The 14,187-nt window shown below is 65.0% G+C and carries 14 protein-coding genes; 4 read left to right on the top strand and 10 right to left on the bottom strand.

What is annotated here, in order from left to right; genetic code table 11:
• Positions 1 to 91: 91 nt before the first annotated feature.
• Together BLR66_RS17910 and BLR66_RS17905 are read right to left on the bottom strand one after the other, a co-directional pair.
• Entirely contained in the window at positions 92 to 277 is a 186-nt protein-coding gene (locus tag BLR66_RS17910; RefSeq protein WP_093290016.1) for a 30S ribosomal protein THX, read from the bottom strand.
• A gap of 63 nt (positions 278 to 340) precedes the next feature.
• A complete protein-coding gene (locus BLR66_RS17905) occupies positions 341 to 754 on the bottom strand; it encodes a MerC domain-containing protein (RefSeq protein WP_093290015.1) in 414 nt (137 codons plus the stop codon).
• Between the two features lie 87 nt (positions 755 to 841).
• Between BLR66_RS17905 and BLR66_RS17900 the strand changes: the two genes are divergently transcribed.
• From BLR66_RS17900 to BLR66_RS17890, 3 genes are all read left to right on the top strand, one after another.
• Positions 842 to 2,899: a TonB-dependent receptor gene (locus BLR66_RS17900; protein WP_093290014.1), complete on the top strand. Its 2,058-nt coding sequence runs from the start codon at positions 842 to 844 to the stop codon at positions 2,897 to 2,899.
• Between the two features lie 112 nt (positions 2,900 to 3,011).
• Complete coding sequence (locus tag BLR66_RS17895; RefSeq protein ID WP_093290013.1) at positions 3,012 to 3,458, top strand: MarR family winged helix-turn-helix transcriptional regulator; 447 nt, start codon at positions 3,012 to 3,014, stop codon at positions 3,456 to 3,458.
• Positions 3,455 to 4,705 carry an MFS transporter gene (locus tag BLR66_RS17890; protein ID WP_093290012.1) on the top strand — a complete coding sequence of 417 codons (1,251 nt, stop codon included), beginning with the start codon at positions 3,455 to 3,457 and terminating at the stop codon, positions 4,703 to 4,705. Before BLR66_RS17895 ends, BLR66_RS17890 begins: the two co-directional genes overlap by 4 nt.
• Before the next feature lie 69 nt (positions 4,706 to 4,774).
• Here BLR66_RS17890 and BLR66_RS17885 read toward each other — a convergent pair whose 3' ends face one another.
• Positions 4,775 to 5,260: a transcriptional repressor gene (locus BLR66_RS17885; RefSeq protein WP_093290011.1), complete on the bottom strand. Its 486-nt coding sequence runs from the start codon at positions 5,258 to 5,260 to the stop codon at positions 4,775 to 4,777.
• 13 nt (positions 5,261 to 5,273) lie between these two features.
• Complete coding sequence (gene gltX / locus BLR66_RS17880) at positions 5,274 to 6,680, bottom strand: glutamate--tRNA ligase (RefSeq protein WP_093290010.1); 1,407 nt, start codon at positions 6,678 to 6,680, stop codon at positions 5,274 to 5,276.
• 151 nt (positions 6,681 to 6,831) lie between these two features.
• On the opposite strand from gltX, the gene lpxH reads away from it, so the two are divergent.
• The gene (gene lpxH, locus BLR66_RS17875; protein ID WP_093290009.1) at positions 6,832 to 7,578 is read left to right on the top strand and encodes a UDP-2,3-diacylglucosamine diphosphatase; all 747 of its coding nucleotides are present in this window, start codon (positions 6,832 to 6,834) and stop codon (positions 7,576 to 7,578) included.
• A 91-nt stretch (positions 7,579 to 7,669) separates the two neighbouring features.
• On the opposite strand, the gene BLR66_RS17870 is transcribed toward lpxH, so the two are convergent.
• The 6 genes from BLR66_RS17870 to BLR66_RS17845 form a co-directional block, all read right to left on the bottom strand.
• Positions 7,670 to 8,476 (bottom strand): ferritin-like domain-containing protein, encoded by an 807-nt coding sequence (locus BLR66_RS17870; RefSeq protein WP_093290157.1) that lies wholly within the window; start codon positions 8,474 to 8,476, stop codon positions 7,670 to 7,672.
• Between the two features lie 135 nt (positions 8,477 to 8,611).
• Positions 8,612 to 10,081, bottom strand: a complete 1,470-nt coding sequence (gene purF, locus BLR66_RS17865) for an amidophosphoribosyltransferase (protein WP_093290008.1) — start codon at positions 10,079 to 10,081, stop codon at positions 8,612 to 8,614.
• A gap of 20 nt (positions 10,082 to 10,101) precedes the next feature.
• On the bottom strand, positions 10,102 to 10,860 hold the full coding sequence (locus BLR66_RS17860; RefSeq protein WP_093290007.1) for a CvpA family protein: 759 nt from the start codon (positions 10,858 to 10,860) through the stop codon (positions 10,102 to 10,104).
• A gap of 69 nt (positions 10,861 to 10,929) precedes the next feature.
• Positions 10,930 to 11,940, bottom strand: a complete 1,011-nt coding sequence (locus BLR66_RS17855) for an SPOR domain-containing protein (protein ID WP_093290006.1) — start codon at positions 11,938 to 11,940, stop codon at positions 10,930 to 10,932.
• A 68-nt stretch (positions 11,941 to 12,008) separates the two neighbouring features.
• A complete protein-coding gene (locus tag BLR66_RS17850; RefSeq protein ID WP_093290005.1) occupies positions 12,009 to 13,412 on the bottom strand; it encodes a bifunctional folylpolyglutamate synthase/dihydrofolate synthase in 1,404 nt (467 codons plus the stop codon).
• Between the two features lie 4 nt (positions 13,413 to 13,416).
• Complete coding sequence (locus BLR66_RS17845) at positions 13,417 to 14,061, bottom strand: histidine phosphatase family protein (RefSeq protein ID WP_093290004.1); 645 nt, start codon at positions 14,059 to 14,061, stop codon at positions 13,417 to 13,419.
• Positions 14,062 to 14,187 lie beyond the last annotated feature (126 nt).

The raw sequence follows: 14,187 nt of genomic DNA, 5'->3' as shown, positions 1-14,187 counted from the left end.
GCTCTACAAACTGAAACGAATCGCCTGCCGGCGGCACAAACGAAAACGCGACGCCAGGCGTCGCGTTTTGCGCATCACGGCGGTGAGCCGATCAGCCGGCTTTGGCCACCGTCTTCTTGGCCACGGCCTTCTTCGCCGGTGCCGCCGCCTTGGTCACGGTCTTCTTCGCGACAGGCGCGGCCGGGCCGACGGCGACTTTGGAAACGTGCGTGCGTGCGTTGCCGTAGCTAGCGATACTGCGCTTGCCTTTGGCGGTCCTGCGATCACCTTTGCCCATGGTTTGCTCCTGATTTAGCTGTAGCGCCTTGCGCGCGAGGCCGCAAAGCCTATCACGCAGGCCTCAATGAGCACAGCTGGCATCGTGAATGTGCCAGTGGTTCAGGCGCAGATTGATGATGTGCGCCAGCCCCACCAGCGTACCGCCCAGGGTCATGACGATAGCGTGCACCACTACCTGATGGTGCAGCGGCGGGTAGTAGGCACCGGCCCAAAGCACCGCCAAACCGATCAGCAGCAGGGTGAGCGCACGGAAAGCGCGATGGCGGCGATAGCCCCAGAGCAGGCTGAACAGGCCCAGCACGGTCACGAACAGCACGAAACCGCGCTCGAAACCATCGCCCAGCCAGGCCGATATCCCCAGCGACGGAATCGCCGCCAGTAAAAGCGGGGTCAGGGCGCAATGCACGGCGCAAATCATCGAGCCGGTGGCGCCGAAACGGTCTAGCAAGCTGCGGAAGCGGGAATCCATGGGCATCAGTATGACTTTCGGGAGGGGTCGTTTTCCAATATTGGTATATTATAACATTCGTCAACCCCCTCCACTTCCCGGAATAACCCCCCGATGAATCCCAGCCCCGCGCATTCCCGCCACAGGCTAGCCATTGCTCTGGCATTGGCCCTTTCCCCCGCCCTAGCTTGGGCCGCCGGCGCCGATAGCACGGAGGCGACCGCCGCCGACGTCCCGCCCACCGATACCCGCCATACCGATGGCGAGCCCAGCGACCGTCACGTCAAGGACCTGGACAGCGTGGTGGTGACCGCCAGCCCCTTGCGCGATGCCGCCGACGCCCTGAGCAAGCCCGCCGAGGTGCTGACCGGCGAGCGCCTGGACGAAAGCCGCGCCGCCAGCCTGGGCGAGACCATCTCCAGCCTGCCGGGCGTGCAGAGCTCCAACTTCGGCCCGGGCGTCGGCCGCCCGATCCTGCGTGGACTGGACGGCCCGCGCGTTGCGGTACTGAGTAATGGTTTGTCCAGCCAGGACGTGTCCACCGTCAGCCAGGACCACTCGCCGGCCGTGGAAGCCTTCCTGGCCGACCAGATCGAGGTATTGAAGGGCCCCTCCACCCTGCTCTACGGCAGCGGCGCCATTGGCGGCATCGTCAACGTGGTCGACGGGCGGATTCCCGAAGCGGCCATCGAAGGCGGTTTCAGCGGCCGCGCCGAAGTGCGTTTCGACAGCGTCAACGAAGGCAATACCGACCTGGTGCGCATCGACGGCGGCAACGACCGCTTCGCCCTGCACGCCGACGCGGTGTACCGCAACAACAAGGACTACGACACGCCCGACGGCAAGCAGGCCAATACTTTCATCGATACCAAGACCGGTGCGGTCGGTGGTTCGTTGCTGGGCGACTGGGGTTTCATCGGCGTGTCGGCTTCGCGTTTCGAAGACGATTACGGCAACCCCGGCGAGCCGGGCGATCTGGCCGCGGGAGAACGCGGCGTTTGGCTGAAGTTGCGCCAGAACCGCTACGACCTGAAAGGCGGCCTGACCGATCCCTGGGGCGAAGGCAGCAGCCTGCGCTACAGCTTCGGCCACACCGACTACAACCACATCGAATTCGAAGGCGAGGAAGTCGGTACCACCTTCGCCAAGAACGCCAACGAAGGCCGCGTGGAAGCAGCGTTCGCGGAAATGTCGGGATGGAAAACCGCGGTCGGCGTACAGGGCGGCAAGTCGACGTTCGCCGCGATCGGCGAGGAATCCTTCGTCCCGGAAACCAGTACCCGTTCGCTGGGCGTGTTCGGCGTGGCCCGCAAGAACTGGAACGATTTCCAGTTGGATCTCGGCGCACGCATCGACAGTATCGAAGCCGATCCGGTCACCGGCACCGCCCGCGATTTCAAACCACTGAGCCTGTCGCTGGCCGGTGGCTGGCGGCTCAACGAACAATGGCGCGTGACCGCCAATCTGGACCATGCCGAACGTGCGCCGGCCGAGGAAGAGCTGTTCGCCGATGGTCCGCACCTGGCGACGCTGGCCTATGAAATCGGCGACGCGAATCTGGGCAAGGAAAAAGCGAACCAGCTGGAATTCGGTTTGCAGTACCAGTCCGATTTCATGGACGCCAAGGCCTCGGTCTACTACAACCGTTTCGACGATTTCATCTACCTGGTCGATACCGGCGAGGAAACCGAATTCGAGGAGGGCGAATTCCTGCCGATCCGCCAATGGAGCCAGGCCGATGCGCGCTTCCGCGGTTTCGAGGGCGAAGCCACTTTCCATCTGGCCAACAACGACAACGGCACTTGGGACCTGCGCGTGTATGGCGATACGGTGCGCGGAACGCTGGCGGCGGGCGGCAACCTGCCGCGCATCGCTCCTTCGCGGTTCGGCGCGCAGCTGCGTTGGGAACGCGAAGGCTGGCGCGCTTCGCTGGGCGCGGTGCGCTACGACAAGCAGGACAAGGTGGCTGCCAATGAAACTCCGACTGCGGGCTACACGCTGGTCGACGCACATGTCGCCTACCACCACGACCAGGGCGACACCGCGTGGGAGCTGTTCCTGGACGGCAGCAATCTGACCGGTGAAACCGCGCGCGTGCACACTTCCTTCCTGAAGGATTCGGTGGTGCTGCCGGACCGCAACTTCTCGACCGGCATCCGGGTGTTCTTCTGACGGTCATGCCGTGATCGGCAAAGGCGGCTGGCCGAAAGGACAGCCGCCTTTTTATTGACAGCATAGGTGCATATGCACTTAAATGGCCGGATCGTACTGCGGACGTATCCGAATGCCCTCTTCTTCCGACAGCGTCTGCACCTGTTTCCGCCTGCGCCGCGCCGCCCGCCAGGTGTCCCAGATATACGACCACGAGCTCGCGGCGGTGGCCCTGAGCCTCAACGAATACTCGATTCTGCGCCATGCCGAGCGCGGCGGCCCTCGTCTGCTGGGCGAACTGGCCGATTCGCTGGGCATGGAACGCACCACGCTGACCCGCAACCTGAAGCCGCTGCTGGAAGCGGGATGGCTGAAGGAGGAGCGCGGCGAAGACGCGCGGCAGCGGCTGATTTCCATCACCGCCAGCGGGCGCAAGCGCATCGCCAGCGCGAAACCGCATTGGCTGCGCGCGCAGCGGCGCATCGAAGCCAGCTACGGCGCCGCCAGGACCGACCGCCTGCGCATCGACCTGGACCTGCTGGACACCGCATTGCGCCATGAATCGGGGATCGCCGCATGAATACCGCTACCAAAGGACGCGCCGCACCGGCGATGCACTGGGGATTGCTGCTGACCGCGGCGGCCATGCTGATGATCACCATGGGCGCGCGCCAGACTACCGGCCTGTTCGTGCAGCCCATCCACCAATCCACCGGCGTGGGCATCGCCGCGATCAGTTTCGCGCTGGCCATCGGGCAGTTCGTGTGGGGCGCGGTGCAGCCTGTCTTCGGCGCCATCGCCGACAAGCAGGGTTCGACGCGCATCCTGGTCGCCGGCGGCATCCTGCTTGCTTTGGGCATGGCGCTGACGCCTTTCATGTCTTCGCAGTGGGGGCTGATGTTCACCCTTGGACTGTTGACCGCGGCCGGCGCGGGCGCGGGCAGTTTTTCCATTCTGATCGGCGCCACCGCTTCGCGACTGGCACCGGAAAAGCGTTCGTTCGCGGCCGGTTTCATCAATGCCGGAGGCTCGCTGGGGCAGTTCGTATTCGCACCGCTGGTGCAACTGGCGATCAGCGTTGCGGGCTGGGGCGTGGCAATGTTCGGACTGGCCGCCGCTTCGCTGCTGACACTGCCGCTGGCCTGGCCGTTGCGGCGCAAGCCTGCGGCTGCGGCAGCAAGCGGCGCCAGCGCTGTCGCTGCACCGCCGGCGGAAATCACCTTGCGCGAACAGCTGCGTATCTCCTTGCGCGACCGCAGTTATTGGATGCTGCACCTGGGTTTCTTCACCTGCGGTTTCCACATCGCGTTCCTGGTCACGCACCTGCCGGGCGAGATCGCGCTCTGCGGTCTGAAACCGGGCGTCGCTGGCGCTTCGATCGCTTTGATCGGACTGTTCAACGTGTTGGGCAGCCTGGCCGCGGGCGCACTGGGCCAGCGCTACCGGATGAAGCTGATACTGGCGGCGATGTATGCGAGCCGTGGTGTGATGATCGCCCTCTACCTGCTGTCGCCGCCCACGCCGATGACGTTCTACATCTTCGCCGCCGCGCTGGGCTTCACCTGGCTGGCGACGGTGCCGCCGACGGCGGGTTTGATCGGAAAATTGTTCGGTCCGCGCTATTTGGGCACGCTGTTCGGCCTGACGCTGCTGTCGCATCAGATCGGCGGATTCTTCGGTGCATGGCTGGGCGGCGTGGCGATCGAGCGTTTCGGCGACTACACCTGGATGTGGTACGCGGACATCGCGCTGGCGTTGATCGCGGCGGCGGCGAACCTGCCCATCCGCGAAAAGTCGCCGCGCCTGCAAGCCGCTACCGTGGCGTAGGAGCGACGTAAGTCGCGAATATTCTGTATGGGTTCGCGACTTACGTCGCTCCTACGCGCTCCTACGGAATCACGCGGCGCAGCGCGCGCAGAGGCCGTGCACTTCCAAGGTCTGCGCCTGCGGCTGGAAGCCGAGCGCTTTGGCGCGGGCTTCCAGTTGCGTGACCACTTCGCGGTCTTCCAGCTCGACGGCGCTATGGCAGCGGTCGCAGATCAGGAACGGCACAGAGTGCTGGTCGCTGTTGGGATGGTGGCAGGCCACGAACGCATTCACCGATTCCAGCTTGTGCACGAAACCGTTGGCCATCAGGAAATCCAGCGCGCGGTAGACCGTGGGCGGCGCATCGGCGCCCACCCCCTTCTTTTCGCGTACCAGCTCCAGCAGTTCGTAAGCCTTGATCGGCTTGCCGGCGTCGGCGATCAGCGAAAGCACGCGCGAGCGGATCGGGGTCAGGCGCAAGCCGCGTTCCTGGCACGCGCGCTCCACCGCCGCGACGAAGCCGTGGGCGTCGTCGACGTGGTGCTTGGGATCTGTGCAGGAGTGCTTCTGGGCCATGGTCGAATGAGGATTATGAATCCGCAGGTATCTTGATAAGCGCTGCATCGATGCGTTTCAAGGCCTGATCGCGTCCGGCCAGGTACACGGTCTGGGAAATATCCGGGCTGACCTGTGTGCCGGTGATGGCCACACGCAGCGGCTGGGCCACCTTGCCCATGCCCAGGCCCAGCGCGGCGGCCGTGTCGTGGAGAGCCGCAGAGACCGATTCGACGGTCCATTCCACCGCATTGGCCAGATGGTCGCGGGCGGCGGCCAGCGGCGCGGAAGCCGCGGCGTTCAGATGCTTGGCGACTGCGGCTTCGTCGTAATTTTCCAGCGGCAGGTACCAGACCGCGGCGCGTTCGGCCATCTCTTTCAGCGTCTGCACGCGGTCGCGCAGGGCGATGACGACGTCGGCCGGTGCGGGGCCGTTGGCGGGCTCCAACCCCAGCTTGCGCAACTGGTACTCCAACTGCGGCGCGATGGCGGCCGGATCGTCGCTCTTGAGATAGTGCTGGTTGACCCAGCCCAGCTTGTCCATGTCCAGGCGCGCGGCCTTGGAATTGACGTCTTCCACCGAGAACAGCTGGATCAGTTCCTCGCGTGTGAACAGCTCCTGGTCGCCGTGCGACCAGCCCAGCCGCGCCAGGTAGTTGATCAGCGCATGCGGCAGGTAGCCGGCGTCCTTGTACTGCATCACGTCGGCCGCGCCGGTGCGCTTGGACAGCTTGGCGCCTTCCGGGTCCAGGATCATCGGCATGTGCGAGAACAGCGGCACCGGCACGCCCAACGCTTGGTAGATATTGATCTGGCGCGGCGTATTGTTGATGTGGTCGTCGCCGCGGATCACGTCGGTGATACCCATGTCGATGTCGTCCACCACCACCGCGAAGTTGTAGGTGGGGTAACCGTCGGAGCGGAAGATCACCAGATCGTCCAGCTCGCTGTTGCTTATCTCGATGCGGCCCTTGATGCGGTCTTCGAACACCACGCTGCCGGTTTGCGGGTTCTTGAAGCGGATCACGCGGTTGGGATCGTCGCGATGCGGCAGGTTCAGTTCGCGCGCACGGCCGTCGTAGCGCGGCTTGTCGCCCGCGGCCTGAGCGGCGTTGCGGATGGCTTCCAGCTCCTCCTTGGTCTCGTAGGCGTAGTAGGCCTTGCCGTCGGCGACCAGTTGCTCGGCCACTTCACGGTAGCGATCCAGGCGCTGAGTCTGGTAGATCGGGCCTTCGTCGTAGTCCAGCCCCAGCCATTCCATCGCCTCCAGGATGGCGTCGATGGCGCCCTGGGTGCTGCGCTCGCGGTCGGTGTCCTCGATGCGCAGGATGAAGTCGCCGCCGCGGTGGCGCGCCTCCAGCCAGCAGTACAGCGCGGTGCGCGCGCCGCCGATGTGCAGGTAACCGGTGGGGCTGGGGGCGAAACGGGTACGGCAGGTCATTTGAGGTCCAATAAAGCGGAATCCGGCAATTTTACCTTGTAGGAGCTGCGTAAGCTGCGACCGCAGGAATGGGGCGCGGGGACGGCTTGCCGTAACCGGACCGTTTTCGGTCGCAGCTTACGCAGCTCCTACAAGAACCTACAATTGACCCATGACCACCCTTTTCATCTCCGATCTGCACCTGGATTCCTCCCGGCCGGCCATCACCGAACTATTCGGCCAGTTCGTACGGCGCGAAGGGAAATCGGCCGACGCGCTGTATGTGCTCGGCGACCTGTTCGAAGCCTGGGTCGGCGACGACGACCCCTCCGAAGTCGGCGCTTATGTCGCCTCGGCGTTGCGGGAAGTGGCCGATGGTGGCGTGCCGGTGTATTTCATTCGCGGCAACCGGGATTTCCTGGTCGGACAGGATTACGCGGCGCATGCCGGCTTCCGCATCCTGCCGGACCCTGCCGTGGTCGTGCTTTACGGCAAGCCGACGCTGCTACTGCACGGCGATCTGCTGTGCACCGACGATGTCGCCTACCAGGCCTTCCGCGCGCAGACCCGCAACCCGGCCTGGCAGGCGCAGTTCCTCTCGCAGACTCTGCAGGCGCGGCTGGCCTTCGCCACGCAGGCACGTGCGGCCAGTCGGGCGCATCAGGCCAAACTGCGCGAAGGCGGCAACGATGTGCGCTTCGAAACGGTCACGGACGTGACTCCCGCCACGGTCGAGGCGACATTCACCCGTTTCGGCATCGACACCATGATCCATGGGCACACCCATCGCCCTGCCGTGCACGAGCTGCAACTGGGCGATCACCCTTGCACGCGTATTGTGCTTGGGGACTGGTATGAGCAAGGGTCGGTGTTGCGCGTGAATGCGGATGGCTATCGGCTGGAGTCCCTGCAACCGTAGGGGCGCGTAGGAGCGACGTAAGTCGCGAAACCTCCGCGTGTGAATATTCGCGACTCACGTCGCTCCTACGCATCTCGGCACGTCCGCAGCTTTACGGGGCCAGCTGCTCCAGGGCGGCGATTTCCTCGGCGTCGAAACCGGCCTGCAATCTCGCATGATGGTTGAACGGACCGCGCAGCACGGGTCCGGCGTACTGGGCCAGCAGTTCGCGGAAAGTCGAACGCGGTTCCCTGCCTTCGCGTTCGCAATACCACCGATACCAATGCGAACCGGCGGCGACATGGGCCACTTCTTCGCTCAGGATCAGCTCCAGTATTTCCACGCTGGCCGTGTCGCCCAGGTTGCGCAGCTTGGCGATCATGCCGGGCGTGACATCCAATCCTCGCGCTTCCAACACCCGTGGCACCAGAGCCATGCGCGCCAGACCGTCATGGGCGGTCTTCTCGGCCATTTCCCACAAACCGTTATGCGCATCGAAATCGCCGTAGTCGTGACCCAAATCGCGCAGGCGATCCCGCAGCAACACGAAATGCCGGGACTCGTCGTTGGCTACCGACACCCAGTCGGCATAGAACTGCGGAGGCAGGCCGCGGAAGCGGTAGACCGCGTCCCAGGCCAGGTCGATGGCGTTGAACTCGATATGGGCGATGGCGTGGATGAAGGCAGCGCGGCCTTCGGCGCTGCCGATGCCGCGTTGCGGAAGATCGCGCGCAGGCACCAGTCGTGGCCGCTCAGGACGGCCGGGCATGCGGATGGGCTGCGTTGCTGGCGCATCGGGAGCGGCACGGAGTTCACGACGGGAGAACGCAGCGGCGTACTCCTGGGTCAGCGCGACTTTGTCGTCTGGCGAAGCAGTGTCAAGGCATGCCCGAGCGGCGTCGAAAAGCGACGAAAACATGAAAAATGAATCGTCATCCCAGCGAAAGCTGGGATCCATTTTGATCTTGCTTTTGCCTTTGCTGTTCGACATTCAAGGGCAAAGTCAAAGTGGATCCCAGCGTTCGCTGGGATGACGACTCGAGCAAAACGGATTTCACGACACCCGACGCTTGCGCTTGGCTTCATCCGAACGCAGCGATTCGATGCGCTCGAAATAACCGGGCTCGATACCGGTCACGTAATCGCCGTTGAAACAAGAAGAATCGAAGCGCTGCAGATCCAGGTTGCCTTCGCGCACCGAGGCTTCCAGATCTTCCAGATCCTGGTAGATCAGCCAGTCGCAGCCCAGGAACTTTTCGATGTCCTCGATGCTGCGGTCGTTGGCCACCAGTTCGTCCACCGCCGGCATGTCGATGCCGTAGATGTTGGGGAAACGCACCGGCGGCGCGGCCGAAGCCAGATAGACCTTGCGCGCGCCGGCGTCGCGCGCCATCTGCACGATCTGCTGGCTGGTGGTGCCGCGCACGATCGAATCGTCCACCAGCAGCACCACGCGGTTGCGGAACTCCAGCGTGATGGGATTGAGCTTGCGGCGCACCGACTTAACGCGCTCGCCCTGCCCCGGCATGATGAAGGTGCGGCCGACGTAGCGGTTCTTGATGAAGCCCTCGCGGTACTTCACGCCCAGCACGTTGGAGATTTCCAGCGCCGCATCGCGCGAGGTGTCGGGAATCGGGATGATGGTGTCGATATCGTGGTCCGGGCGCAGGCGCAGGATCTTCTCGCCCAGCTTCACGCCCATGCGCATGCGCGCCTTGTGCACGGAAACGTTGTCGATCATCGAATCGGGACGCGCGAAGTACACGTACTCGAAGATGCAGGGCGCATGCTCTTGCGGTTCGGCGCAGATTTCGGCGAACAGCTCGCCGCGCGCGGTGATGACGATGGCTTCGCCCGGCTGCACGTCGCGCACGCGCTGGAAGCCCAGAATGTCCAGCGCCGCCGATTCGGAAGCGACGATGTATTCGGTGCCTTCGTTGTGGTCGCGCTTGCCCAGCACCAGCGGGCGGATGCCGTGCGGGTCGCGGAAAGCCACCAGGCCCAGGCCCAGCACCACGCTGACCACCGCGTAGCCGCCCTTGACCCGGCGGTGCACACCGGCCACGGCGCGGATCGCGGTCTCGGGCGAAAGCGTGCGCTGACGGTCTAGTTCGTGCGCGAACACATTCAGCAGCACTTCGCTGTCCGAATCGGTATTGATGTTGCGGCGATCCTCGGCGAACACGTCCTGGCGCAGGGCGTCGGTGTTGATCAGGTTGCCGTTGTGCGCCAGGGCGATGCCGTACGGCGAATTCACGTAGAACGGCTGCGCTTCGTCCAGACCTTCGGAACCGGCGGTCGGGTAGCGGCAGTGGGCGATGCCCACGCGCCCTTCCAGCGTGCTCATCGCCTTGGGGTTGAACACATCGCGCACCAGCCCGTTGTCCTTGTGCACGCGCAAGCGCGTGCCGTCGGCGGTGGCGATGCCGGCCGCATCCTGCCCACGGTGCTGCAGGACGGTCAGCCCGTCATAAAGCTGCCCCGCAACGTTCTGGTTGCCGACGATTCCGACGATGCCGCACATGGTTTGCGTACTCCGCTTGCTTATTGCGAATTGGGCCGTTTCTGGCCGGTGGGACGTTTCGATGATTCGAGGTTGGCGGGACCGCTTGCCGGGGCCTGCCCGCTCGCTTCGATGTTCGCGGGTTCCTGCCCGCCGGCCTCGATGTTCGCCGGATCCTTGCCTGCCGGGACGCTTCCCACCGCCTGCCGCTGCGACACGCCACCTTTGGCCTTGTCGATGACTTGCTGAACGACACCGTCCAGCAAAGGCCCGGACGCTTCATCCGGGGCGCCATTATCGCCTGAGTGGAGGGGATTGCGAAAATCCATTTCCGGAACGGACCAGTCCGGCAGCTTGGAACGCATCCAGCCCGCGGCCGGCAGCAACACCGGCACTACGCTGGATTGACGCCAGGAAGGCTCGCGCGGCAAAGGCGTGAAGCCCATCAGCAGCACCAGGATGCAGGCCAGGAAAGCTCCGCGCAGCAGGCCCAGGGCCGTACCCAGCATGCGGTCCACGCCCGACAGGCCGACCGAACGGACCATCGATTTGGCCAGGGCGCCGATCAGCGCCACCGCCAGCATCACCACCACGAAACTCAACGCGTAGCCGCCGAACAGTTCGGTCATGGTGGGGTTGCCGTCGTCGGACAGCCAGGAGGCGGCCTGTCCGCCGAACTCGAAAGTGACCCAGCCGGCCAGCAACCACGCGGCCGTCGACACCAGCGTGCCCACCAGCCCCCGGATCAGGCCGAGCAAAGCGGACCCGCCGATGATGATCAATAGAACGATGTCGATCATCGTGACGGATATCCCCCGATTGCTGCGAGTCGGCCTTTCATCCCTGGGCCCCGGTCACGTGTCAGGCGATCACGGATGCGGACGGACCATGCCGTTGATGCCCACCTTGGCCGCAACCTGCGCCTTCAGCTTGTCGGCGTCGGCACGGCTGGCGACCGGACCGACGCGCACCCGGCTCAGCGTGCCTTTGTCGGTCTTGACCTGTTCGACGAAAGCGCTGAAACCGCCGGCGCGCAATTTGTCGCGCAAGGCATTGGCGTCGGCGGCCTTGGAGAAGGCGCCGAGCTGCACGGCGAAACCTACATTGGCGGCGGCTGGCTTGGGAGTTTCTGCCGGCTTGGCCACCGGCTCGGCCGGCTTGGGCGTGACGACCGCCGGTTTCGGCGCCGTAGCCACCGGTTTCGGAGTTGCCGCAGGCGGGGTCTGTGCGGGTTTAGGAGATTCGGGCAAGGTTTGCGTGGTTACCGGCGGCGCGGTCGCGGCCAGCGGCACCGAGGTCGATGCGGGTGCCGTTGCAGGAGCGGCATCCAGCGTCACCACCTGCGCTTTCACGTCGCTGCGCACTTGCGAAGCCTGCAAGCGCACTGCTTCGGCATCGGCACGCTCGGCGTAAGGTCCGATACGCACGCGGTAGGCGGTTTTGCCGTTGATGGTGGCGGGTTCGCGGAAAGCCTGAAGCGAGGACTGCTTGAGGCGTGCGATCACCGCGTCGGCGTCGGCCGGCGTGGCGTAAGCGCCGAAATTGACCGCGTAGTTGCCGCCTGCGGTGCTGGCCGGCAGCATGACGCCCGCTGCGGGGGCTGGGGCAGTACCGAGCGGAACGGCTTCGCTTGCGCTTGCCGGCGCGGCGGCCGGCTTCTCATCCAGGCCCACCACACCGCCCGCCGGGGCGTTGCCGGGCGCCACCAAGGGAAGTTCGCGGGTTTCGTACTGCCCTCCTGGCGTGGCCGGCACCTCCAGCGGTACGTCCGATACGCCGCTGTCGGGCGCCGGGCCCTTGATCAGCATCGGCAGGAAGATCACCGCCAGCGCCACCAGGACGACGGCGCCGATCAGGCGTTGTTTGAGGGCGGTATCCATGCGGGCTCGCAAAACGACGCGGCGGGAATGCCGTGCGAATTATACGGTGCCGCGAAACGGCTTCTCCATCATTGACCTGAATGCAGGATCGCCAGCGCTTCGGCAACGGTGTGGAAAGAGCCGAATACGAGTATTCGATCTTCCGCATGCGCCTGCGCTCGAGCTGCCTGCAGCGCGGCACGCACGTCGGCGTGGCGCGAGCCCGCGGCTGCCGCGCCGCTGACCTTCGACGCCAGCTCATCCGCCGATTGCCCGCGCGTGCCCACGCTTTCCAAGCTGGCGAGAAACCAATCCGAGACTTCGCCCTCAAGCGCTGCAACCACGCCCTGCACGTCCTTGTCGGCCAGCGCAGCGAACACGGCAAGTGTGCGTCCAGGCACAGGTTCGGCCCGCAGCCATGCCGACAGTTCGCGCGCGGCCTGCGGATTGTGGCCCACGTCCACGATCACCGGCGTGCCATGCAGGTCGAAGCGTTGCAATCTTCCGGGGAGCGTTGCCGAAGCAATACCTGCGGCGAATGCGGAGCTTGGCAACTCGATATCCAGCGCGCGCAATGCCGCGATTGCGGTCGCCGCGTTGGCGCGCTGCACCGGCGCGCTGAGCTTCGGATTCGGCAGTTCGATCTCGAAACCGGCATCGCGCCAGCGCCAGTGCGATTCATCCACAGGCTCATGGATGAAGTCGCTGCCCAGCCGCACTGCATTGGCGCCAATGGCGTAGGCGTGGCGCAGTACGCTGGAAGGCGAATCTCTTTCGCCCAGCACCAGCGGCTTCCAGGCGCGGGCGATGCCGGCTTTCTCGAAGCCTATGCTTTCGCGGTCGTTGCCCAGCCAGTCGACATGGTCGATATCGACGGTGGTGATGACGGCGACGTCCGGATCGACGATGTTGACCGCGTCGAGGCGGCCGCCGAGGCCGACTTCGAGCACTACCAGGTCGAGATTCGATTGTTGGAAAAGCCAGAGCGCGGCCAGCGTGCCGAATTCGAAATAGGTGAGCGGTATGTCTGAGCCCTCCCCTTCAAGGGGAGGAGCCTGCCCCGTACTTGATACGGGGTTGGGTGAGGATGGTTTTTGTCCGACAGCTGGGGAATCCCCGCTGCGCCGTACCCTCACCCCAACCCCTCTCCCGATGGGAGAGGGGCTCGAGCGTGCCGCCTCCACCGCTTCGAACGCAGCGACCAGTTCTTCATCGCTGGCCTCGCGTCCCTCGATGCGCACGCGTTCGTTGTAGCGCAGCAGATGCGGCGAAGTGTAGGTGCCGACTTTCAATCCTGCCGCGTGGGCGATGGCCTCGATGAACGCTACCGTGGAGCCCTTGCCGTTGGTGCCGCCAACGGTGATGACGTGCGCGGCGGGTTTGCCCAGCGACAGCCTCTCCGCCGCTTCGCGCGTGCGCTCCAAGCCCAGTTCGATGGATTTGGGGTGTTGCTGCTCGATGTAATCGAGCCACTCCTGTAGCGTGCGCGCCATGGACTTACAGCGCCCGGTGCACCGCTTCGCCGAAGAACGGCGTGTGGTGTGCGCAATCGTTGAGGCGGACGATTTCCAAGTGGTCCACGTCGGGGCCTTCCAACAGATTGAGCGTGGTCGGCGCCTGGCGGAAGCTCCACAATTTGGACAACGGCAGGCCGAGAATGCGGCACAGGATCACACGGTTGACCGCATCGTGCGCGACGACCAGCAGCGTGTCGCCCTCGCCCAGGCCGTCGGCCGCGCGCGCCAGGCCCTGCCAGGAACGGTCCAGCACCTGGCGCAGCGATTCGCCGCCGGGCATGAGCACGGTTTCGGGCTCTTCGCGCCACGCGCGCAGCCGTGCCGGATCCTTGTCGTTGATCTCGCTGGCCAGCAAGCCTTCCCATTCGCCGTGCGCGATTTCCTGCAGGTCCGGATCCAGGGCGAGCATAGGCACGCGCGCTTCGCCCAGGGCCAGTTCTGCGGTACGGCGCGCGCGCGACAGCGGCGAGGCCACCGCGCGGGTGATATCCACATCCGCCAGGCGCACGCCCAGCGCGGCGGCTTGCGACTCGCCGATGGGCGATAACGGGATGTCGATCTGGCCTTGGTAGCGGCCTTCGGCGTTCCACGGCGTTTCGCCGTGGCGGGCAAGCAGGATGCGCATGCGGGAGTGGTTCCGTGGGGGAAGTGAAGCCGGGCGTTCCAAGGGTTGAAACGACGACGGGAGCGAATGATACCGCGCCGCGACAAACCCAAAGCGCCATGACCTAAGAACGCGCCGCAGCGCGCC

This window comes from Pseudoxanthomonas sp. CF125 (assembly GCF_900104085.1).
Taxonomy (GTDB): Bacteria; Pseudomonadota; Gammaproteobacteria; order Xanthomonadales; family Xanthomonadaceae; genus Pseudoxanthomonas_A.
This window is presented reverse-complemented; position numbering and strand designations above follow the sequence as displayed.